Origin of the sequence: Lelliottia nimipressuralis (assembly GCF_004402045.1) — a bacterium.
In the GTDB taxonomy this organism is placed as follows: Bacteria; Pseudomonadota; Gammaproteobacteria; order Enterobacterales; family Enterobacteriaceae; genus Enterobacter; species Enterobacter chinensis.
The window spans coordinates 20,704-41,866 of sequence record NZ_SOMG01000009.1 but is presented as its reverse complement, the minus strand read 5'-3'; the positions used below and the strand labels follow the sequence as shown (position 1 = coordinate 41,866).

Genomic DNA, 21,163 nt, shown 5'->3' with positions numbered 1-21,163 from the left:
GACCTGATGATTTTAAACGCTTTCTGGCTCTGTTGCTGTGACACTGCCCTTATGAACGGTTTTTCCTGCCAGATAGCGCTCGCGGAAACATGAGAAATGGTTGCCCAAAGCGGCTGCCGCAGCGGTATCTCCCGCCAGATCCAAAAGCGCAATGGCCACTTCGGCGGTGCAGTATTGCCCGTCAGCATGCGCTTCACGCAGGCGGTAGGCCGAGACGCGGGAAAGATCGACAGACATCACCGGCAGGGCGTCGAGGTAAGGGCTTTTGCGAAACATTTTTCGCGCTTCAGTCCAGGTGCCGTCCAGCATAATAAACAGCGGTGGTTTACCGGATGGCGGCGCCGAAAGCACCTGGCGATCAACGCCTGCATAAGACGCGGGGAAAACGACCATGGGCTGATAGTTCGGGCTTGCCACCAGGTCGAGCAAGGCCTGTGGCGGTTCCGTACGAGACCACTGAAACGCGACGGTATCCGGCAGAATATCGGCGATAAGACGCCCCGTATTGCTGGGTTTCATCGGTTCGGTATCGAACATGACCAGACAAAAACGGCTCTCTGCCGTACTCGGGACCAGCGTCTCGCAAAGGCAAACCTTCAGCGGTAGCAGGCAGCGCTGACAGCGACGAATACGATTGCCGCGGGCAAGAAAGGGGCGAGTCGCGCGCGCAAGGCGTTCGGCGCGTAATTTAAGGACAGCGTTATTTGTCATGGGCGAAATGCAGGAAAAACACTATTTTCGCAGAGGCGGGAGCGGGGCACAAGATGTGCCCCTGGGATTGTTACAGTGATTCGTTTAACCAGCTATCGAACGGAGCTTTCGGAACCGCACCGTTGAGCATGTCGACCATTTCACCGTTTTTGAAGATCATAATGGTCGGAATACTGCGGATCTGAAAACGCGCGCTGAGCTCGCGCTCCGCCTCAGTATTGACCTTCACGAAGCGCATCTTACCGCTGCGCTCTTCGGCCACATCCTCAAAGATCGGCGCGAAGTTTCGGCATGGGCCGCACCATGGCGCCCAGAAATCGATCACGACAGGAAGATCGTCCTTGAGGAGTTTGTCCAGCGTAGCACCCGTCGCGTTAATGACATCGCCATCAAACAATTCATGGCCACAACGTCCGCATTTCGCACCATCTTCAATCCGATCGTCCGGAATGCGATTAAGAGCCTGACAGTTGGCACATACGGTATTCATAACTAACCTCTGATAGAGCCGTGGGACAGCGGCAGTATGCCGATAATGTTTCTAATATGTTACATATTATCAATGAGCCTGTTTGAAACAACAATGCGTTTTATTCAATGAGAACAATAGTCACAGGCTTTTGTACGAAATTATGGCTATGCGCTGGCACATCGGGTAATCTGCGCGCTTCGCGCAGCGCTGGTGGAGAAAAGCATGAACGACGAAATGAAAAACAAAAGCGGCAAGGTCAAAGTGATGTATGTCCGCAGTGATGATGACTCTGATAAACGCACCCAAAATCCGCGTACCGGAAAAGGTGGCGGGCGTCCGGCGTCTTCTCGTGCAGACGGTGGCCGTCGCCCCGCCCGCGATGACAGAAATAACCGCGGTGATGACCGCAAACGTGACGATCGCAAACGCGATGACCGTCCGCGTTCCGACCGCCCACGTAGTGACCGTCCACGCGACGATCGTCCGCGTGATGACTTCTCACGTGATAACGCTTCCCCGTGGCGCACCGTTTCTCGCGCGCCTGGTGAAGAGACGCCAGAAAAAGCCGATCACGGCGGTATCAGCGGTAAAAGCTTTATCGATCCGGAAGTCCTGCGCCGTCAGCGTGCGGAAGAGACCCGCGTGTATGGCGAGAACGCGTGCCAGGCGCTGTTCCTGAGCCGTCCTGAGTGTATTGTCCGCGCCTGGTTTATCCAGAGTGTGACCCCGCGCTTTAAAGAAGCGCTGCGCTGGATGGCCGCGAACCGTAAAGCCTACCACGTGGTTGATGATGCCGAACTGACCAAAGCGTCGGGAACCGAGCACCACGGCGGCGTCTGCTTCCTGATCAAAAAACGTAACGGCACGACCGTTCAGCAGTGGGTCAGCCAGGCGGATGCCGATGACTGCGTGCTGGCGCTGGAAGATGTGGGCAACCCGCACAACCTGGGCGCAATGATGCGTAGCTGCGCGCACTTTGGCGTGAAAGGCGTACTGTTGCAGGATGCCGCGCTGCTGGAATCCGGCGCCGCGATCCGTACTGCGGAAGGTGGAGCCGAGCACGTACAGCCAATCACCGGCGACAGCGTTCTGGACGCCCTTGAGCAGTTCCGTAAAGCGGGCTATTCCATCGTGACCACCTCAAGCCACGCCGGTACGCCGCTGTTTAAAGCGACACTGCCGCGTAAAATGGTTCTGGTGCTGGGTCAGGAGCGCGATGGTCTGTCTGACGCGGCGCTCTCCAGTGCGGATCTGAGCGTCTCTATCGACGGAACAGGCAATGTGGAAAGTCTGAACGTTTCCGTTGCGACCGGCGTACTGCTGGCCGAGTGGTGGCGTCAGAATAAAGCATAAGCCATTATGCTTTTTGTATGCCCGGTTAACCGGGCATACAAACTCAAACTACTCGCTCTCTGCCGGTAATACAGGCATCCAGTCAATTGGCGTTTCGCCACATTTTTCCAGCCACTCATTCGCCAGAACAAAATGATTACTGCCAAAGAAACCGCGATGTGCAGACAGCGGTGACGGGTGTGGTGCTTTCAGGACATGATGACGCTGACGGTCGATGATCGCCCCTTTCTTCTGCGCATGCGACCCCCACAGTAAAAACACGACTCCTTCACGATGCTCATTGATAAGGCTGATGACTTTATCGGTAAAGGTCTCCCAGCCCAGGCTGGCGTGCGAGTGCGCCTGGCCCGCCCGTACGGTAAGCACCGTGTTCAATAACAGCACACCCTGACGCGCCCAGCTTTCCAGGTAACCGTGAGTGGGGCGGGTAAACCCGGGCAAGGTTCCCTCAAGCTCTTTATACATATTGAGCAGAGAAGGAGGGATAGCCACACCCGGACGTACGGAAAATGCCAGTCCATGTGCTTGCCCTGGACCGTGATAGGGATCCTGTCCCAGAATGACAACTTTCACATCACTCAGTTCCGTGTAACGAAAGGCGTTGAACACATCTTTCTGCGGCGGGTAAATCGTCTGTCCGGACTGACGTTCAGCAGCAACGGTGCTGAGTGTATTGATAAAATAAGGCTGCTGCTTTTCTTCTGCCAGCACATCATGCCAGGTTAAAGGTGTCGTCATCTCGCTCTCCTGCGAATCTCAATCTGTGACTAGCTTAACCGTTAAATTCCCGGGCGCAAAATTACAGGCGGAAAATGCGCGTAAGTCACTCAATTTATGTTGAAATTATGCAGATAGAGTTGAATTGGTAAGATTGCTAAATTGATCTGGGACAATAAATTCAGACCACACTCTTTATGTGGTTGGTGTTTTTGTTGATTTAAATCAATAAATCGCGGTGGTGTGAATGATATATATACACACAAGAAACAATGGTTTTACCAATTGGCCGCGAGAGGCCGACATCAGTTAATGTAGCCTAAGGGAGGCAACACATGATTACAGGTATCCAGATTACTAAAGCTGCAAATGACGATCTGCTCAATTCTTTCTGGCTGCTGGACAGCGAGAAAAATGAAGCGCGCTGTGTCGTAGCGAAAGCGGGTTTTGCAGAAGATGAAATCGTGCCGGTAAGCAAACTGGGCGAGATCGAGTACCGTGAAATTCCAATGGAAGTGAAACCGGAAGTGCGCGTGGAAGGCGGTCAACACCTGAACGTTAACGTACTGCGCCGCGAAACGCTGATGGATGCGGTTGAGCACCCAGAGAAGTATCCACAGCTGACCATTCGCGTCTCCGGCTATGCAGTTCGCTTCAACTCTCTCACCCCAGAGCAGCAGCGCGACGTTATTGCGCGTACCTTTACTGAAAGCCTGTAACGGCTTCAGACAGGGGGGAATAAAAAAGCCGGGATTTTCCCGGCTTTTTTTTACTCTTCAGTTTTCGTCTCTGGTGCGGCAGAGCTTGGCTTACGGCGCTTACCAATATTTTTGGTATCGCGGTGGCGCTGCTTAACGCGCGGTTTCTCTTTTTCTTTCTCTTTTCTCTCAGCACGTTTCGCGAGCGCTTTCTTGGACGGTTTACCCGTCATTTTTTCACTCGGCGCACGTGTGGTCGGGCGGAGCTCGTCAATAACGCGCGCTTTCAGCGGCTCATCAACATAGCGGCCAATTTTCTGCAGCAGCAGGTAGTCATGCGCTTCGACCAGTGAAATAGCAATACCTTTGCGGCCCGCGCGGCCGGTACGGCCAATACGGTGCAGATAGGTATCTCCGCTGCGCGGCATATCGAAGTTAATGACGTGGCTGACGTCCGGGATGTCGATCCCGCGTGCGGCAACGTCTGTCGCAACCAGCACGTTAACGCGGCCATCGGTCAGGCGCTTAATGCCTTCGGTACGCTTGACCTGCGCCATCTCGCCTTCAAGATAGCAGTTATTTATTCCCGCGTTACGCAGCATCTCAGCCAGCTCGTGCACGCGCTCGCGCTTACGCACAAACACGATCGTACGCAGAGCATCTTCCTGCTTCAGCAGGTGCTTGAGCAATTCAACTTTGTGCTCAAGATTGTCCGCACGGTAGTACCACTGGTGGATTTTCTTACGCTCGCGCGTGGACGGTGTAGCAGACACTTCTACCGGATCTTCCAGCAGACGCTCTGCGAAATCTTTAATCGCTTCCCCTTCGAGGGTGGCAGAGAACAGCATCGTCTGGTTACGCCAGCGCGTTTCTCCTGCAATGTGCTCGATATCCTGTGCGAATCCCATGTCCAGCATGCGGTCGGCTTCGTCAAGAATCAGCGTTTCAACCGCGCGGCAGTCGAAGTTCTCTTCTTTAATGTACTGCAGCAGACGGCCCGTCGTCGCAACGACAATGTCCTGGTTTTCGCTGAACACTTCGGCGTGGTTCATATACGCAACGCCGCCGGTGATGGTGGCGATATCAAGATGAGTATTCGCCGCGAGTTCACGCGCGTGATCGGCAACCTGCATTGCCAGTTCGCGCGTAGGCGTCAGGATTAAAATACGCGGTGGGCCAGATTTTTTGCGTGGGAAGTCGAGCAAATGCTGCAACACAGGCAGCAAATAGGCTGCTGTCTTCCCCGTGCCGGTTGGCGCAGAACCGAGCACATCGCGGCCCTCAAGCGCAGGCGGAATGGCCGCTGCCTGAATGGCGGTCGGGCGTGTAAAGCCTTTGCTCTCAAGTGCATTGAGCAGGCTTTCATCGAGTTCAAGTTCGGAAAAAGTCGTTACAGTCATGTTCTACCTCTGTGTGGGGCGCTGATTATAGACGTTACGGCTGTAATCTTCATCTGTTTGTATGGATATCGCTTTTCGGCCACTTCGCTTTCCCCTATGCTACTCCAGTTTCACTTAGAAGGTTGCCCTGACATGTCTCAACTCAAAGCGCAGTTGCGCCGCGATGGTTTTACGTTTAAACAATTTTTTGTCGCTCACGATCGCTGTGCCATGAAAGTCGGTACAGACGGTATTTTACTGGGAGCGTGGGCGCCTGTCGCAGGCGTTAAGCGTATTCTTGATATCGGTACCGGCAGCGGGCTGGTGGCATTGATGCTGGCGCAGCGTACGGAAGAGCATGTCACCATTGATGCCGTTGAACTGGATGCGCAGGCAGCAGAGCAGGCGAGTGAAAATGCGGCCGAATCCCCATGGGCAGCCCGAATGAGAGTGGAATGCGCAGATATACTGGCCTGGGCGCCTGAACAAACCGCGCGTTACGATCTGATCGTCAGCAATCCTCCCTACTACGAGCCCGGCGTTGAGTGCGGTTCGCCTGAGCGCGAGCAGGCGCGTTATACCAGCTCCCTCGATCATAAAGCCTTGCTCACCAGTGCGGCAGAACTTATCTCCGAAGAGGGTTTTTTCTGTGTGGTCCTGCCGGAGAGTACGGGCAACACGTTCATCGGTATTGCGCAGGAAATCGGCTGGACATTACGTCTGCGTACCGATATTTCGGATACGGAAGGACGACTGCCGCACCGTGTGCTGCTGGCGCTCTCGCCAAAAGAGGGTGAATGCTTTAATGACCGAATGGTTATCCGTGGGCCAGACCAGCGTTATTCCGAAGATTACACTGCCCTGACCCAGGCGTTTTATCTGTTTATGTAAACCTGCGGGGCGAGTATCGACGGGCCGGACTCAACAAGCTGATCCGGGTAGTCGAGGGTGTAGTGCAACCCGCGACTCTCTTTACGCATCATCGCGCAGCGAACAATCAGCTCGGCAACCTGTACCAGGTTGCGCAGCTCCAGCAGATTATTGGATACCCGGAAGTTAGCGTAATACTCATCAATTTCCTGCTGCAGCATGGTGATGCGGCGCAAAGCGCGTTCAAGACGTTTCGTGGTGCGCACAATTCCTACGTAATCCCACATAAATAGCCGTAGCTCATGCCAGTTGTGCTGGATCACGACCAATTCGTCCGGGTTATCCACCCGGCTTTCATCCCAGGCCGGCAGGCGCTCTGTCTCACGGGCGTAAGGCATGCGTTTCGTGATGTCTTCCGCGGCAGACCAGCCGTAGACAAGACATTCAAGCAGCGAATTAGAGGCCATACGGTTCGCGCCGTGAAGCCCGGTATAGCTGACTTCACCAATAGCATACAGACCATCGACATCGGTACGCCCATGATCGTCAACCATTACGCCACCGCAGGTATAGTGGGCGGCTGGCACAATGGGTACCGGATCGCGGGTTAAATCAATGCCAAGATTGAGCAGTTTTTCGTAAATCATCGGGAAATGCTGGCGAATGAACTCTGCTGGCTTATGGCTGATATCGAGATACATGCTGTCCACGCCAAGACGTTTCATTTCATGGTCGATGGCGCGGGCAACGATATCACGTGGGGCCAGTTCGCCCCGGGCGTCAAAGTCCGGCATAAAGCGGGTGCCGTCAGGGCGCTTCAGATAAGCGCCTTCACCGCGCAGGGCTTCCGTCAGCAGGAAGTTACGCGCCTGAGGGTGGAACAAGGCTGTTGGGTGAAACTGATTAAATTCGAGGTTCGCCACGCGGCAGCCGGCGCGCCAGGCCATAGCGATACCGTCTCCGGAGGCAATGTCCGGGTTAGTAGTGTACTGATACACCTTGGAGGCGCCGCCCGTAGCCAGCACCACAGCCTTCGCCTGACAGGTTTCAACCTTCTCTTTATTACGGTTCCAGACCCAGGCGCCGACCACGCGACGCGTGCCGGGCAGGCCAATTTTGTCGGAGATAATCAGGTCAACGGCATTACTTCGCTCAAGAACCCGAATATTAGGATGACTCAGCGCTTTACTGACCAGCGTGGTTTCCACTTCTTTTCCGGTGGCATCCGCTGCGTGCAGAATGCGGCGGTGGCTATGGCCACCTTCGCGAGTCAGGTGGTAGCTCTCTTCACCATTGGGTTGAACCTGCGTATCAAACAGTACGCCCTGGTCGATAAGCCACTGAACGCAATGACGGGCATTGCTGGCAACAAACTCTGCGGCGTGTGGATCCACGATCCCGGCCCCGGCAATCAGCGTATCTTCAACGTGGGATGCAATACTGTCTGTCTCATCAAACACGGCAGCAATTCCGCCCTGAGCATAAAACGTGGAACCTTCACTTATCGGCCCTTTACTCAGAACAATAACGTTTTGATGCTCGGCCAGGCGCAGCGCCAGAGAGAGACCGGCAGCGCCGCTGCCAATGATCAGTACATCACAATGGAGTTCAGGTGTTGTGTTCATGATTATTGTTTAATTTACTAAACAGTGTTGGGTCAGAATAGCACCTGAATGCGATTTATCGCACGTTTTTTTTAAAGGCTGTTGCAATGGCTAAACGCGTAAGCGGAGGTCAACGGAGAGTAAATGAGTGAAATTATTTTGCGAAGCAGATCGTTAGCGTCAGATTTTGTGGTGAAATAAAGCCTGGGTTGCGTTACTCTTCTGGCGGGAAAAAGATGTTTCTTGTCAGAAAGTGGTGCGTATCGTGAACAGACTTATAATGAGAGAAAATGAACAGTCTGCGGCGCGATGAACAAAAACAAAGGCGTTACGGAACTTATTGAAGATCAGACACTCTAATTCGGTGCTTGCTCAAAGTGCGGGATTTGTAGAGTGGCGTTTCGATAACGCGTGGAATTTAGGTTTGGGGAGACATTACCTCGGATGAGCGAGCAGTTAACGGACCAGGTCCTGGTTGAACGGGTCCAGAAGGGAGATCAGAAGGCCTTTAACTTACTGGTGGTGCGCTACCAGCATAAGGTGGCGAGCCTGGTTTCCCGCTATGTACCGTCAGGCGACGTGCCTGATGTGGTGCAAGAGTCTTTTATTAAGGCCTATCGCGCGCTGGATTCTTTCCGGGGAGATAGTGCTTTTTATACCTGGCTGTACCGTATTGCGGTCAATACGGCAAAGAATTATCTGGTCGCTCAGGGCCGTCGTCCGCCTTCAAGTGATGTGGACGCAATCGACGCCGAAAACTTCGAAAGTGGCGGCGCATTGAAAGAAATTTCGAACCCTGAGAACTTAATGTTGTCAGAAGAACTGAGACAAATCGTTTTTCGCACGATCGAGTCGCTTCCGGAAGATTTACGCATGGCAATTACGTTACGGGAGCTGGATGGTCTGAGCTATGAAGAGATAGCCGCTATCATGGATTGTCCGGTCGGCACGGTACGTTCACGAATTTTCCGTGCGCGAGAAGCTATTGATAATAAAGTTCAACCGCTTATCAGGCGTTGACGATAGCGGGATACTGGAAAAGGTATTAGGCATGCAGAAAGAAAAACTTTCCGCTTTAATGGATGGTGAAACGCTGGACAGTGAGCTGCTCAACGAGCTGTCTCATTCTCCCGAAATGCAAGAGACCTGGGAGAGCTACCATCTCATCCGCGACACCCTTCGCGGTGATACCGGCGAGGTTCTCCATTTCGATATCTCAGCCCGCGTCATGGCGGCGATTGAGAATGAGCCTGTTCATCAGACCACTCCGCTGATTCCTGAAGCTCAACCCGCGCCTCACCAGTGGCAGAAAATGCCGTTCTGGCAAAAGGTGCGTCCGTGGGCCAGCCAGCTTACCCAAATGGGTGTGGCTGCATGCGTATCGCTTGCAGTTATCGTTGGCGTCCAGCACTATAATACTCAGTCTGAAACTAATCAGCAGCCAGAAGCGCCAGTGTTTAACACACTGCCGATGATGGGCAAAGCCAGCCCGGTAAGTCTGGGTGTTCCGGCTGATGCTTCCGCCAGCGGCGGTCAGCAACAGCAGGTTCAGGAGCAGCGCCGTCGCATTAATGCGATGTTGCAGGATTACGAGTTGCAGCGTCGTCTGCACTCTGAACAGCTTCAGTTTGAGCAGGCGCAAACACAGCAAGCTGCTGTGCAGGTGCCTGGAAACCAAACTTTAGGAACGCAATCGCAGTAATGAAGCAACTTTGGTTCGCCATGTCTCTGATGGCGGGTAGCCTGTTCTTCTCTGCCAACGCCTCGGCTGATGTTTCATCCGGGGCGTTGTTGCAGCAAATGAATCTGGCCAGCCAGTCACTCAATTACGAGTTGGCATTTATCAGCATCAATAAACAGGGCGTCGAGTCGTTACGCTATCGTCATGCCCGTCTTGATAACCAGCCACTCGCCCAGCTTTTACAGATGGATGGCCCGCGTCGGGAAGTTGTCCAGCGTGGTAATGAAATCAGCTATTTCGAGCCCGGCCTGGAGCCTTTCACGCTGAATGGCGACTATATCGTTGATTCTCTGCCGTCACTTATTTACACCGACTTCAAACGGCTTGCTCCTTACTATGATTTTATTTCGGTAGGGCGTACGCGCATCGCGGACAGGCTGTGCGAAGTGATCCGCGTGGTTGCCCGGGACGGAACGCGCTACAGCTATATTGTCTGGATTGACGCGGAAACCAAACTCCCCATGCGTGTAGACCTGCTCGACCGTGACGGTGAAACGCTGGAGCAGTTCCGCGTTATCTCCTTCAGTGTGAACAACCAGGTTGGCAACAGCATGCAGAATCTGGCTAAAGCCAGCCTGCCGCCGCTGCTTTCTGTTCCTGCAGGGGATTCCGTTAATTTCAACTGGGTACCATCCTGGATCCCACAAGGGTTTAGCGAAATATCCAGCAGCCGTCGTCAACTGCCAACGATTGAAACGCCGGTTGAATCGCGCCTCTATTCCGACGGGTTATTCAGTTTCTCGGTGAATATCAATCGCGCAACGGCAAACAGCACCGAACAAATGCTGCGTACCGGACGCCGTACGGTCAGCACCACGGTACGCGATAACGCAGAGATCACCATTGTGGGTGAACTCCCTCCGCAAACGGCGAAGCGCATTTCCGACAGCATTAAATTCAGGGCCGCACAATGATCAAAGAGTGGGCTACGGTTGTATCGTGGCAGAATGGCATTGCGCTCGTAAGCTGCGACGTAAAAGCTTCATGTAATAGTTGTGCCTCCAGAGCGGGCTGCGGCAGTCGCGTGCTGAATAAGCTCGGGCCGCAAACATCGCACACGATTTCAGTGCCCAGTGAACAGCCGCTGATGGTGGGGCAGAAGGTCGAGCTGGGCATTGCTGAAGGTAGCCTGCTCAGTTCCGCGATGCTGGTTTATCTCTCTCCGCTGGTCGGGCTGTTTATTATTGGCGGCATATTCCAGATGCTGTTTGGTACCGATGTGGCCGCCATGTGCGGTGCCGCATTGGGTGGCGTGGGCGGGTTCTGGCTTGCCAAAGGTCTTTCCCCGACGCTCGCCGCGCGCAAGGAGTGGCAGCCTGTCATTCTCAGCGTTGGGCTGGCGCCAGACCAGCTTCGTGTCGAGACGCTCTCTTCTGAGGCCCGGTGATTCATCGGGCTTTATCATTTTTTACGCCCTAAAACAGAAAACACCCTTTCTTCACGCTATACCTGTCTCTAAGTGCATTTCCAGGTTGTGAGGATGTAGTGTAGAATGCTGCGTTTTCGCACTGAAAAACGTCAGGCTAAGAACAGCGGCCTCCAGGAATTCGTAAGGCATAATTATTTAACTATATGAAGAACATACGTAACTTTTCGATCATTGCTCACATTGACCACGGTAAGTCGACGCTGTCTGACCGTATTATCCAGATTTGCGGTGGCCTGTCTGATCGTGAAATGGAAGCCCAGGTTCTGGACTCCATGGACCTGGAACGCGAACGCGGTATCACCATTAAAGCGCAGAGCGTCACGCTTGATTACAAAGCGGCTGATGGCGAAACCTATCAGTTGAACTTTATCGACACCCCAGGCCACGTTGACTTCTCCTATGAGGTTTCACGCTCACTGGCGGCCTGTGAAGGCGCGCTGCTGGTGGTGGATGCCGGGCAGGGCGTAGAAGCCCAGACTTTGGCAAACTGCTACACCGCGATGGAAATGGATCTCGAGGTTGTGCCGGTCCTGAACAAGATCGACCTGCCAGCTGCCGATCCTGAGCGCGTAGCGGAAGAGATTGAAGATATTGTCGGCATTGACGCGACCGACGCCGTGCGCTGCTCCGCTAAAACCGGTGTAGGCGTAACCGACGTGCTGGAACGCCTGGTACGTGATATTCCTGCTCCGGAAGGCGATCCGGATGCCCCGCTGCAGGCGCTGATTATCGACTCCTGGTTCGATAACTACCTGGGCGTTGTCTCCCTGGTGCGTATTAAAAACGGCACCATGCGTAAAGGCGACAAAATCAAAGTAATGAGTACCGGACAGGTCTATAACGCCGATCGTCTGGGCATCTTCACGCCTAAACAGGTTGACCGTACCGAGCTGACATGCGGCGAGGTAGGCTGGCTGGTCTGCGCAATTAAAGACATCCTCGGTGCGCCGGTGGGCGATACCCTGACCGGTGCGCGTAACCCGGCAGATAAAGCGCTGCCAGGCTTTAAAAAGGTGAAACCGCAGGTTTACGCGGGCCTGTTCCCGGTCAGCTCTGACGACTACGAAAACTTCCGTGATGCGCTCGGTAAACTGAGCCTGAACGATGCTTCCCTGTTCTACGAGCCAGAAAGTTCAACGGCGCTGGGCTTCGGCTTCCGCTGCGGCTTCCTCGGTCTGCTGCACATGGAGATCATTCAGGAGCGTCTGGAGCGTGAATACGATCTGGATCTGATCACCACCGCACCGACGGTAGTGTATGAAGTTGAAACCACCTCGAAAGAAGTGATCTACGTCGACAGCCCGTCCAAGCTTCCGCCGCTGAACAACATTCAGGAGCTGCGTGAGCCGATTGCAGAGTGTCACATGCTGCTGCCGCAGGAGTTCCTGGGTAACGTTATTACGCTGTGTATTGAGAAGCGTGGCGTGCAGACCAACATGGTTTACCACGGTAACCAGGTGGCGCTGACCTATGAAATCCCGATGGCGGAAGTGGTACTCGACTTCTTCGACCGTCTGAAGTCGACCTCCCGTGGTTATGCGTCACTGGATTACAACTTCAAACGCTTCCAGGCCTCCAACATGGTGCGTGTGGACGTGCTGATCAACGGCGAGCGTGTGGATGCGCTGGCGCTGATCACCCACAACGACAATGCGCCATACCGTGGCCGCGAGCTGGTTGAGAAGATGAAAGAGCTGATCCCGCGTCAGCAGTTCGATATCGCGATTCAGGCGGCCATCGGCAACCACATTATCGCGCGTTCTACCGTGAAACAGCTGCGTAAAAACGTTCTGGCGAAGTGCTATGGCGGTGACGTCAGCCGTAAGAAAAAGCTGCTGCAGAAGCAGAAAGAAGGTAAGAAGCGTATGAAGCAGGTCGGTAACGTCGAGCTGCCGCAGGAAGCATTCCTTGCCATTCTTCACGTTGGTAAAGACGGAAAATAACCCTAAGGAGTTGGCATGGCGAACATGTTTGCCCTGATCCTGGTCATTGCTACCCTGGTGACAGGTCTGCTGTGGTGTCTGGATAAGTTTATTTTCGCCCCTAAACGCCGTGAACGTCAGGCTGCCGCGCAGGCAGCCACAGGCGATGGGATTGACGCGAAAACCCTGAAGAAAGTCGGCCCGAAACCGGGCTGGCTGGAAACGGGTGCCTCGGTATTTCCGGTGCTGGCCATTGTGCTGGTGGTACGTTCGTTTATTTACGAGCCGTTCCAGATCCCATCAGGTTCAATGATGCCAACGCTGCTGATTGGTGATTTTATTCTGGTAGAGAAGTTTGCCTACGGCATTAAAGATCCTATCTACCAGAAAACGCTGATCGAAACCGGTCATCCAAAACGCGGCGACATCGTGGTGTTTAAATATCCGGAAGATCCGCGCCTGGACTACATCAAGCGCGCGGTAGGTCTGCCGGGTGATAAAGTGACTTACGATCCGGTTGCGAAGGAAGTCACCGTTCAGCCGGGCTGCAGCTCCGGGACCGCATGTGAAAATGCGCTGCCAATCACCTACTCAAACGTTGAGCCAAGTGATTTTGTGCAGACCTTTGCGCGTCGTAACGGTGGCGAAGCAACCAGCGGTTTCTTCCAGGTCCCGAAAGGCGAAACCAAAGAGAACGGTATTCGTCTGGTCGAACGCAAAGAGACGCTGGGTGATGTGACTCACCGGATCCTCACCGTGCCCATCGCGCAGGATCAACTGGGTATGTACTATCAGCAACCGGGTCAGCAGCTGGCGAGCTGGATTGTGCCGCCAGGACATTACTTCATGATGGGTGATAACCGCGATAATTCTGCGGACAGCCGTTACTGGGGCTTTGTGCCGGAAGCGAATCTGGTCGGTAAAGCGACCGCAATCTGGATGAGTTTTGAGAAGCAGGAAGGCGAATGGCCGACCGGTGTACGCCTGAATCGTATTGGCGGAATCCATTAATTCTCAATAAATGAACGTGTAGCCGCTTTAATTAGCGGCTACGCGAATTATTTCCACTATAAATCACTTCGAACTAACGACATCCCCTGTCGTTGTGTATAGAATATTCCCCCGAAGTTTAAGGTTGGCCCTGCAAGGGTGCCACGGCACACGAAACCGCGTTGGCTTTCTCAGGTCGGTTTCGTGTGCTGCATTTTTGACGCATTCATTTATTGGTATCGCATGAACCCCATCGTAATTAATCGGCTTCAACGGAAGCTGGGCTACACTTTTCATCATCAGGAGTTGTTGCAACAGGCATTAACCCACCGCAGTGCCAGCAGCAAACATAATGAGCGTCTCGAGTTTCTGGGCGACTCTATTTTAAGTTTCGTGATTGCGAATGCGCTTTATCATCGTTTCCCGCGCGTGGATGAAGGTGATATGAGCCGCATGCGTGCCACGCTGGTTCGGGGTAATACCCTTGCGGAAATCGCGCGCGAATTTGAGCTGGGTGAATGTCTGCGTCTTGGGCCGGGTGAACTGAAAAGCGGCGGCTTCCGTCGTGAATCTATTCTTGCCGATACGGTCGAAGCATTAATTGGTGGTGTGTTCCTGGACAGCGATATCCAGACCGTAGAAAAGCTGATCCTGAACTGGTATCAGACCCGTCTGGACGAAATCAGCCCAGGCGACAAACAAAAAGATCCGAAAACGCGTCTGCAGGAATATTTGCAGGGTCGTCATCTGCCGCTGCCATCGTATCTGGTGGTGCAGGTACGTGGCGAAGCGCACGATCAGGAATTTACCATACATTGCCAGGTCAGTGGCCTGAGTGAACCGGTGGTGGGCACAGGTTCAAGCCGTCGTAAGGCTGAACAGGCTGCCGCCGAACAGGCGTTAAAAATGCTGGAGCTGGAATGAGCGAAGAAAAAACCTATTGCGGATTTATTGCCATCGTCGGACGTCCGAACGTCGGCAAATCCACCCTGTTGAATAATCTGCTTGGGCAGAAGATTTCCATCACCTCTCGTAAGGCGCAGACCACGCGCCACCGCATTGTCGGCATCCATACTGAAGGCGCGTATCAGGCGATCTATGTCGATACCCCGGGCCTGCACATGGAAGAGAAGCGTGCCATTAACCGCCTGATGAACAAGGCGGCGAGCAGCTCAATTGGCGACGTAGAGCTGGTGATTTTCGTTGTTGAAGGCACCCGCTGGACGCCGGACGACGAGATGGTGCTGAACAAGCTGCGTGACGGCAAAACGCCGGTCATCCTCGCGGTCAACAAAGTTGACAACGTGCAGGAAAAAGCCGACCTGCTGCCGCATCTGCAGTGGCTGGGCAGCCAGATGAACTTCCTCGATATCGTTCCGCTGTCTGCTGAAACCGGCCTGAACGTTGATACCATCGCGGGCATCGTGCGTAAACATCTCCCGGAAGCGATTCATCACTTCCCGGAAGACTACATCACCGATCGTTCTCAGCGCTTTATGGCCTCTGAGATCATTCGTGAAAAGCTGATGCGTTTCCTGGGCGCAGAACTGCCGTACTCTGTGACGGTGGAGATCGAGCGTTTCCAGACCAACGAGCGTGGCGGCTACGACATCAACGGCCTGATCCTCGTTGAGCGCGAAGGGCAGAAGAAGATGGTGATCGGCAACAAAGGTGCCAAGATCAAAACCATCGGCATTGAAGCCCGTAAAGACATGATGGAGATGTTCGAAGCACCCGTTCACCTGGAACTGTGGGTGAAAGTGAAATCTGGCTGGGCCGATGATGAGCGTGCTCTGCGCAGCCTCGGTTACGGCGAAGACCAGTAAACTAAGACGACGAGCATATGGATGGATGGCAGCGCGCCTTTGTCCTGCATAGTCGTCCCTGGAGCGAAACCAGCCTTATGCTGGACGTCTTCACGGAAGAGTCGGGTCGCGTGCGCCTTGTTGCGAAAGGCGCACGTTCCAAACGTTCTAATCTGAAAGGTGCCTTACAGCCTTTCACGCCGCTGCTGGTTCGCTTTGGTGGGCGAGGGGAAGTCAAAACCCTGCGCAGTGCCGAAGCCGTCTCCCTGGCGCTCCCCCTTTCCGGTATCACGCTCTACAGCGGCTTGTATGTCAATGAACTCATCTCACGGGTTCTTGAACATGAGACTCGCTTCTCTGAACTTTTCTTCGATTATCTGCACTGTATCCAGGCGCTGGCTGGCGCAACCGGCACGCCCGAACCCGCCCTGCGTCGTTTTGAGCTGGCGCTGCTGGGCCACCTGGGCTACGGCGTTGATTTTCTGCACTGTGCGGGGAGTGGAGACGAGGTCGAAGACGGGATGACCTACCGGTATCGGGAAGAAAAAGGTTTTATCGCCAGCATCGTGATGGATAACAGCACGTTCACCGGGCGCCAGCTCCGGGCGCTGTATGAACGCGAGTTTCCCGATCAGGACACCCTGCGTGCGGCAAAACGCTTTACCCGGATTGCCCTCAAGCCGTATCTTGGCGGCAAGCCCTTAAAGAGTCGCGAATTATTCAGGCAGTTTATACCGAAACGTTAATGTTTTACCCCTCACCCCAGCCCTCTCCCGGAGGGAAAGGGGGAAGGGAAATGAACCAAAATACCGAGGATTGTCATGGCTGAATTACTGTTAGGCGTCAACATTGATCACATCGCCACGCTGCGTAATGCGCGCGGTACGGCTTATCCCGATCCGGTTCAGGCGGCGTTTATCGCCGAGCAGGCTGGCGCCGACGGCATTACCGTTCACCTGCGTGAAGACCGCCGCCATATCACCGACCGCGACGTGCGCATTCTGCGTCAGACGCTGGACACCCGTATGAATCTGGAGATGGCGGTCACTGAAGAGATGCTGGCCATTGCCTGCGAGACCCAACCGCATTTCTGCTGCCTGGTACCGGAAAAGCGTCAGGAAGTGACGACCGAAGGCGGTCTGGATGTTGCCGGGCAGATCGACAAAATGCGCGATGCCTGCAAACGTCTTGCGGATGCCGGTATCCTGGTTTCCCTGTTTATCGACGCCGATTTCACCCAGATTAAAGCGGCAGCCGACGTGGGCGCGCCGTATATCGAAATTCACACCGGCTGCTATGCCGATGCCAAAAACGATGCCGAACAGTCCAAAGAACTGGAACGTATCGCTAAAGCGGCCACTTATGCCTCAAGCCTGGGGCTGAAGGTCAACGCCGGACACGGCCTGACCTACCACAACGTTAAAGCCATCGCTGCCCTGCCGGAAATGCATGAGCTGAATATCGGCCACGCCATTATTGGCCGTGCAGTGATGAGCGGCCTGAAAGAGGCGGTTTCAGAAATGAAACGCCTGATGCAGGAAGCGCGTCAGTAATGGCCATTCTGGGCTTAGGCACCGATATCGTTGAAATAGCCCGCATTGAAGCGGTGATCGCCCGTAGCGGCGATCGCCTCGCAAGGCGCGTGCTGAGCGATAACGAATGGGCAATCTGGGAAGCGCATCAGCAGCCGGTGCGTTTCCTGGCGAAGCGCTTTGCGGTAAAAGAGGCCGCTGCCAAAGCCTTCGGGACCGGCATTCGTAACGGCCTGGCGTTTAACCAGTTTGAAGTGTTTAACGATGAGCTGGGTAAGCCGAGCCTGCGTTTATGGGGCGAGGCGCAAAAGCTGGCAGAGAAGCTGGGAGTGAATCACATGCACGTGACGCTCGCCGATGAACGCCACTACGCCTGCGCGACGGTGATTATCGAAAGTTAAAGTTTGTCCGCATGGTGCATCAGGACAAACTTATCCCACAACTGCTCTTCGCTCTCGACGTGTGCCGGATCCTTCAGGATGGTATTCGGGATCGGGCACACTTTCTGACAGGTCGGCGTTTCATAGTGGCCGATGCATTCGGTGCAGCGGTCGCTGTTAATCTCATAAATGCTGTCGCCCATCGAAATTGCCTGGTTCGGGCATTCGGGTTCGCACATATCGCAATTAATGCATTTTTTGGTAATTAACAGCGCCATCAGGAAATTCTCAGAAACAACACAAACTGGGCGGGCATTATACGCGTCAAACCAGTTTCTTTACCAGTTCTTCGCTGTGGCGAATGCGCTCGGGCGCGCGCTCCAGATCCTGCTGCACCAGCGCCATGAACAGCAGGTCCGTCAGCATCATTTGCGCACTGGTGGATGAAATAGCCGCACTGCGCGTGGCCTGCTCCTCGGCAATGGTATATAAACAGCGCGTTGCCCGCTGCTGCAGCGCATTCGGCGTAAAACCGGTAATCGCCAGAATTTTACCGCCTACGCGCAGGGCTTCATCGGTCGCCATGTTGATTTCACGGCGCTCGCCGGAATAGGAGATAGCCAGCAGCAAATCTTCAGGATCCATCGCCTGCACGGTCGCCAGCAGGGCGTGCATATCCTGCTCGACGATGGCGTTAAGCCCAATTTTTGTCAGCTTCCAGCCAAAGTTACGCGCCACAAGTCCGGACGCGCCGATACCGGTCAGAATGATACGCCGCGCGCCACGCAGCATCGCCACGCTTTCCAGTAGCTTCTCTTCTGTATTCACATCGAGCGTTGCATGCATGGCCGCCACGTTCTCTTTGATCAGTTTTTCCCCGACCAGCCGCATCGGGTCATCGCCACGGATCTGATTATGCACCGGCATTGACTGCGGATTGGGGTTACTCACCAGCGCTTCGCTAATTGCCAGCTTGAGGGCGGGGAAACCCTTAAAGCCAATCTTCTGGGCAAATTTCACTACGCTGGACTGGCTCACACCGGCTTCACTCGCCAGCTGCTGCGAGCTGAGATGGCGAGCGTGGTCGGGTTGAGAAAGCAGAAAATCCGCCAGCTTCTTGTCGCTTTGGGCAAAGCCTGCATAACGCTGGCGAATGCGAATTAAACAGTTCATATGGTCTCCTGGCGAAAATGTGATTATATGCGCAAATACGGATTTTGCTCGCCTGAATGAATTTTATATTCCATTATAGTGTGATTATTATGAATTAAAAATTCTTGAGGTACAAAAATGAATCTTGGCTCACTTGTTTCTGAAACGCGTAACCCGCAAACCATGGATCTGGATGCGCTCTCCACCCTGGAGCTGGTTAACCGCTTTAATCAGCAGGATACGCTGGTCGCGCAGGCAGTGAAAGAAACATTACCCGAGGTGGCGAAGGCGGTCGATGCGGCGGCGGAAGCCCTCAAGGCCGGCGGTCGTATTATCTACATGGGGGCCGGAACCAGCGGGCGTCTTGGGGTCCTGGATGCTTCAGAATGTCCGCCGACCTTTGGGGTTCCGCACGGTCTGGTCGTTGGGTTGATTGCCGGTGGACCCGGTGCGCTGCTGAAAGCCGTTGAAGGAGCGGAAGATAACAAACAGCTGGGTGAGGATGACCTGAAGGATCTGAACCTGACGGCGAAGGATCTGGTGGTTGGGCTGGCGGCATCCGGGCGCACGCCGTACGTCATTGGCGGCCTGGAATACGCCAACCAGACCGGCTGCACGACGGTGGCTATCTCCTGCAACCCGGGCTCGCCGATTGCGCAGGTGGCCGCTATTGCCATCTCTCCGGTTGTCGGGCCGGAAGCGCTTACCGGCTCCACGCGCCTCAAATCCGGGACCGCGCAAAAGCTGGTGCTCAATATGATCTCCACCGGCGCGATGGTGAAATTCGGCAAGGTCTACCAGAACCTGATGGTGGATATGCAGGCCACCAACGTCAAGCTGGTGGACAGAGCCTGCCGCATGGTGATGGAAGCGACAGGCGCAGGCCGTGAAGAGGCAGAAGCGGTACTCAAACAGACCGATCACGATGTTAAACCAGCCATTCTGATGATCTTAAGCGGGCTGGATGCGGCGGCCGCGAGAGCCAAACTTGATGCGCATAATGGTTTCTTACGGGCGGCACTAGAAAACTAACAGAGGCGTGTATGGACAAAACAGCAGCGCTCGCCAGCGAAATCCTGCAGGGGATTGGTGGGGAAAAAAATATTCAGCGTCTCGAAAACTGCATGACGCGCGTGCGCGTCGAGGTGCATAGCGACGACCACCTTGACGTGCCGCGTCTGAAGCAACTTTCCGGCGTCAGCGGCTATGTGAAACAGGGGCAACAGCATCAGCTGATTGTCGGGCCGGGGAAAGCGGCGCAGGTTGTCGATGCCATGCGTGCGTTGATGGGTGGCGAAGCGAGCGTGTCGATTGACGATGCTGAACGTACCAAAGCGCAGGCGAAGGCCAAATACAAAGCCCCCATGAGCGATGCGCTGCGCCAGCTGGCAAACGTCTTTATTCCGCTGATCCCGGCGTTTATTGCCTCAGGTTTGATCACCGGGATCATCAATATCCTCAAGCGGCCGGATATCGTGGGGGATTTTGCCACGCAGTATCCGAACCTGTTGGGTATCCTTGGGATCTTCGGCAGCGCGGTGTTTGCCATCATGAACATTCTGGTCGGGGTGAATACCGCAAAGGTGTTTGGCGGATCGCTGGCCATGGGCGGGGTAATGGCGGGGATCTTGTCCAGCCCGCAGCTGGCGCAGATAACGCTGTTTGGTGAGGCACTTCAGCCGGGCCGCGGCGGGGTGATTGCGGTGCTGCTGGTGGTCATTCTGATGTGCTGGATCGAGAAAAGGCTTCGCGCGGTTCTGCCCGGCTCGATCGAGCTGATTCTCAACCCGCTGTTGACCACGTTAATTACCGGTACCGTAGCGATTGTGGCCCTTCAGCCGTTAGGCGGGTGGATCTCTGAAGCCATTGCTCACGGTGCGTCTCTGGCTATTGACCGCGGCGGCCTGTTAGTGGGGGCGGTGCTGTCAGGCACCTTCCTGCCGCTGGTGCTGACCGGCCTTCACCAGGGACTGGTGCCGATCCACGTCGAGCTGGTGCAGTCGCATGGCTATAACGCGCTGCTGCCTATCCTGTCGATGGCGGGCGTGGGGCAGGTCGGCGCGGCGATTGCCGTACTGATGAAAACCCGCAACGCGCGCCTGAAAAAAGTGATTAAAGGCGCGCTCCCGGTCGGGCTGCTCGGCATTGGCGAGCCGCTGATTTTCGGCGTTACGCTGCCGCTGGGTAAACCGTTCCTCGCGGCGTGTCTGGGCGGTGCGGTCGGCGGAGCGCTGATCAGCTACTGGAAAGTCGCTACCGTAATTACTTTTGGTCTTTCCGGTTTACCGCTGGCATTAACCATCGTGACCGGAAAAGTGATGCTCTATCTGTTAGGCTATTTAGTGGCGGTGATCGCCGGGTTCCTGTTTACCTGGCTGTTAGGATTCAACGACCCAGAGGAGTAAGGT

The 21,163-nt window shown here is 54.7% G+C and carries 24 protein-coding genes; 17 read left to right on the top strand and 7 right to left on the bottom strand.

Annotation, left to right across the window (positions count from 1 at the left end; translation table 11 throughout):
* Positions 1-12: 12 nt before the first annotated feature.
* Positions 13-711, bottom strand: a complete 699-nt coding sequence (locus tag E3U32_RS03270) for a tRNA-uridine aminocarboxypropyltransferase (protein ID WP_134347622.1) — start codon at positions 709-711, stop codon at positions 13-15.
* Between the two features lie 70 nt (positions 712-781).
* Positions 782-1,201 carry a thioredoxin TrxC gene (trxC, locus tag E3U32_RS03265; RefSeq protein ID WP_047346793.1) on the bottom strand — a complete coding sequence of 140 codons (420 nt, stop codon included), beginning with the start codon at positions 1,199-1,201 and terminating at the stop codon, positions 782-784.
* A 204-nt stretch (positions 1,202-1,405) separates the two neighbouring features.
* Between trxC and E3U32_RS03260 the strand changes: the two genes are divergently transcribed.
* Complete coding sequence (locus E3U32_RS03260; RefSeq protein WP_134347621.1) at positions 1,406-2,536, top strand: tRNA/rRNA methyltransferase; 1,131 nt, start codon at positions 1,406-1,408, stop codon at positions 2,534-2,536.
* 48 nt (positions 2,537-2,584) lie between these two features.
* Here E3U32_RS03260 and ung read toward each other — a convergent pair whose 3' ends face one another.
* Positions 2,585-3,274, bottom strand: coding sequence for a uracil-DNA glycosylase (ung, locus tag E3U32_RS03255; protein ID WP_134347620.1), 690 nt, complete (start codon positions 3,272-3,274; stop codon positions 2,585-2,587).
* A gap of 314 nt (positions 3,275-3,588) precedes the next feature.
* Between ung and grcA the strand changes: the two genes are divergently transcribed.
* Positions 3,589-3,972 carry an autonomous glycyl radical cofactor GrcA gene (grcA, locus tag E3U32_RS03250; protein WP_008502190.1) on the top strand — a complete coding sequence of 128 codons (384 nt, stop codon included), beginning with the start codon at positions 3,589-3,591 and terminating at the stop codon, positions 3,970-3,972.
* A 50-nt stretch (positions 3,973-4,022) separates the two neighbouring features.
* On the opposite strand, the gene srmB is transcribed toward grcA, so the two are convergent.
* On the bottom strand, positions 4,023-5,351 hold the full coding sequence (gene srmB / locus E3U32_RS03245) for an ATP-dependent RNA helicase SrmB (protein WP_134347619.1): 1,329 nt from the start codon (positions 5,349-5,351) through the stop codon (positions 4,023-4,025).
* Between the two features lie 132 nt (positions 5,352-5,483).
* Between srmB and trmN the strand changes: the two genes are divergently transcribed.
* Positions 5,484-6,221 carry a tRNA(1)(Val) (adenine(37)-N(6))-methyltransferase TrmN gene (gene trmN / locus E3U32_RS03240; RefSeq protein ID WP_134347618.1) on the top strand — a complete coding sequence of 246 codons (738 nt, stop codon included), beginning with the start codon at positions 5,484-5,486 and terminating at the stop codon, positions 6,219-6,221.
* Here the strand turns inward: trmN and nadB are convergent.
* Entirely contained in the window at positions 6,206-7,825 is a 1,620-nt protein-coding gene (nadB, locus tag E3U32_RS03235; RefSeq protein ID WP_134347617.1) for an L-aspartate oxidase, read from the bottom strand. The two genes, trmN and nadB, sit on opposite strands and share 16 nt — an antisense overlap.
* A 343-nt stretch (positions 7,826-8,168) precedes the next feature.
* On the opposite strand from nadB, the gene rseD reads away from it, so the two are divergent.
* The 12 genes from rseD (at position 8,169) to acpS (ending at position 17,624) form a co-directional block, all read left to right on the top strand.
* Positions 8,169-8,252: a rpoE leader peptide RseD gene (gene rseD, locus E3U32_RS23880; protein ID WP_353620348.1), complete on the top strand. Its 84-nt coding sequence runs from the start codon at positions 8,169-8,171 to the stop codon at positions 8,250-8,252.
* Positions 8,249-8,824 (top strand): RNA polymerase sigma factor RpoE, encoded by a 576-nt coding sequence (rpoE, locus tag E3U32_RS03225; RefSeq protein WP_006176728.1) that lies wholly within the window; start codon positions 8,249-8,251, stop codon positions 8,822-8,824. The genes rseD and rpoE overlap by 4 nt, the downstream gene beginning before the upstream one ends.
* A 31-nt stretch (positions 8,825-8,855) precedes the next feature.
* Positions 8,856-9,506, top strand: a complete 651-nt coding sequence (rseA, locus tag E3U32_RS03220) for an anti-sigma-E factor RseA (RefSeq protein WP_014832926.1) — start codon at positions 8,856-8,858, stop codon at positions 9,504-9,506.
* A complete protein-coding gene (gene rseB, locus E3U32_RS03215; RefSeq protein WP_134347616.1) occupies positions 9,506-10,459 on the top strand; it encodes a sigma-E factor regulatory protein RseB in 954 nt (317 codons plus the stop codon). Before rseA ends, rseB begins: the two co-directional genes overlap by 1 nt.
* Positions 10,456-10,932: a SoxR-reducing system protein RseC gene (gene rseC / locus E3U32_RS03210; protein WP_134347615.1), complete on the top strand. Its 477-nt coding sequence runs from the start codon at positions 10,456-10,458 to the stop codon at positions 10,930-10,932. Before rseB ends, rseC begins: the two co-directional genes overlap by 4 nt.
* Before the next feature lie 185 nt (positions 10,933-11,117).
* Positions 11,118-12,917, top strand: a complete 1,800-nt coding sequence (lepA, locus tag E3U32_RS03205; RefSeq protein ID WP_134347614.1) for a translation elongation factor 4 — start codon at positions 11,118-11,120, stop codon at positions 12,915-12,917.
* Between the two features lie 15 nt (positions 12,918-12,932).
* Complete coding sequence (lepB, locus tag E3U32_RS03200; protein ID WP_134347613.1) at positions 12,933-13,907, top strand: signal peptidase I; 975 nt, start codon at positions 12,933-12,935, stop codon at positions 13,905-13,907.
* Between the two features lie 222 nt (positions 13,908-14,129).
* On the top strand, positions 14,130-14,810 hold the full coding sequence (gene rnc, locus E3U32_RS03195; RefSeq protein WP_003860711.1) for a ribonuclease III: 681 nt from the start codon (positions 14,130-14,132) through the stop codon (positions 14,808-14,810).
* Positions 14,807-15,712: a GTPase Era gene (era, locus tag E3U32_RS03190; protein ID WP_006176722.1), complete on the top strand. Its 906-nt coding sequence runs from the start codon at positions 14,807-14,809 to the stop codon at positions 15,710-15,712. Before rnc ends, era begins: the two co-directional genes overlap by 4 nt.
* A gap of 17 nt (positions 15,713-15,729) precedes the next feature.
* The gene (gene recO, locus E3U32_RS03185; RefSeq protein WP_134347612.1) at positions 15,730-16,437 is read left to right on the top strand and encodes a DNA repair protein RecO; all 708 of its coding nucleotides are present in this window, start codon (positions 15,730-15,732) and stop codon (positions 16,435-16,437) included.
* Between the two features lie 75 nt (positions 16,438-16,512).
* Positions 16,513-17,244, top strand: a complete 732-nt coding sequence (pdxJ, locus tag E3U32_RS03180; RefSeq protein WP_134347611.1) for a pyridoxine 5'-phosphate synthase — start codon at positions 16,513-16,515, stop codon at positions 17,242-17,244.
* On the top strand, positions 17,244-17,624 hold the full coding sequence (gene acpS, locus E3U32_RS03175) for a holo-ACP synthase (protein WP_042715848.1): 381 nt from the start codon (positions 17,244-17,246) through the stop codon (positions 17,622-17,624). The genes pdxJ and acpS overlap by 1 nt, the downstream gene beginning before the upstream one ends.
* Here the strand turns inward: acpS and E3U32_RS03170 are convergent.
* Together E3U32_RS03170 and E3U32_RS03165 are read right to left on the bottom strand one after the other, a co-directional pair.
* Positions 17,621-17,881, bottom strand: coding sequence for a YfhL family 4Fe-4S dicluster ferredoxin (locus E3U32_RS03170; RefSeq protein WP_008502177.1), 261 nt, complete (start codon positions 17,879-17,881; stop codon positions 17,621-17,623). The two genes, acpS and E3U32_RS03170, sit on opposite strands and share 4 nt — an antisense overlap.
* A 46-nt stretch (positions 17,882-17,927) precedes the next feature.
* Positions 17,928-18,776 carry a MurR/RpiR family transcriptional regulator gene (locus E3U32_RS03165; protein WP_134347610.1) on the bottom strand — a complete coding sequence of 283 codons (849 nt, stop codon included), beginning with the start codon at positions 18,774-18,776 and terminating at the stop codon, positions 17,928-17,930.
* Between the two features lie 117 nt (positions 18,777-18,893).
* Between E3U32_RS03165 and murQ the strand changes: the two genes are divergently transcribed.
* Positions 18,894-19,787 (top strand): N-acetylmuramic acid 6-phosphate etherase, encoded by an 894-nt coding sequence (gene murQ, locus E3U32_RS03160; RefSeq protein ID WP_134347609.1) that lies wholly within the window; start codon positions 18,894-18,896, stop codon positions 19,785-19,787.
* A gap of 11 nt (positions 19,788-19,798) precedes the next feature.
* A complete protein-coding gene (locus tag E3U32_RS03155) occupies positions 19,799-21,160 on the top strand; it encodes a PTS transporter subunit EIIC (RefSeq protein WP_134347608.1) in 1,362 nt (453 codons plus the stop codon).
* Positions 21,161-21,163: the final 3 nt, after the last annotated feature.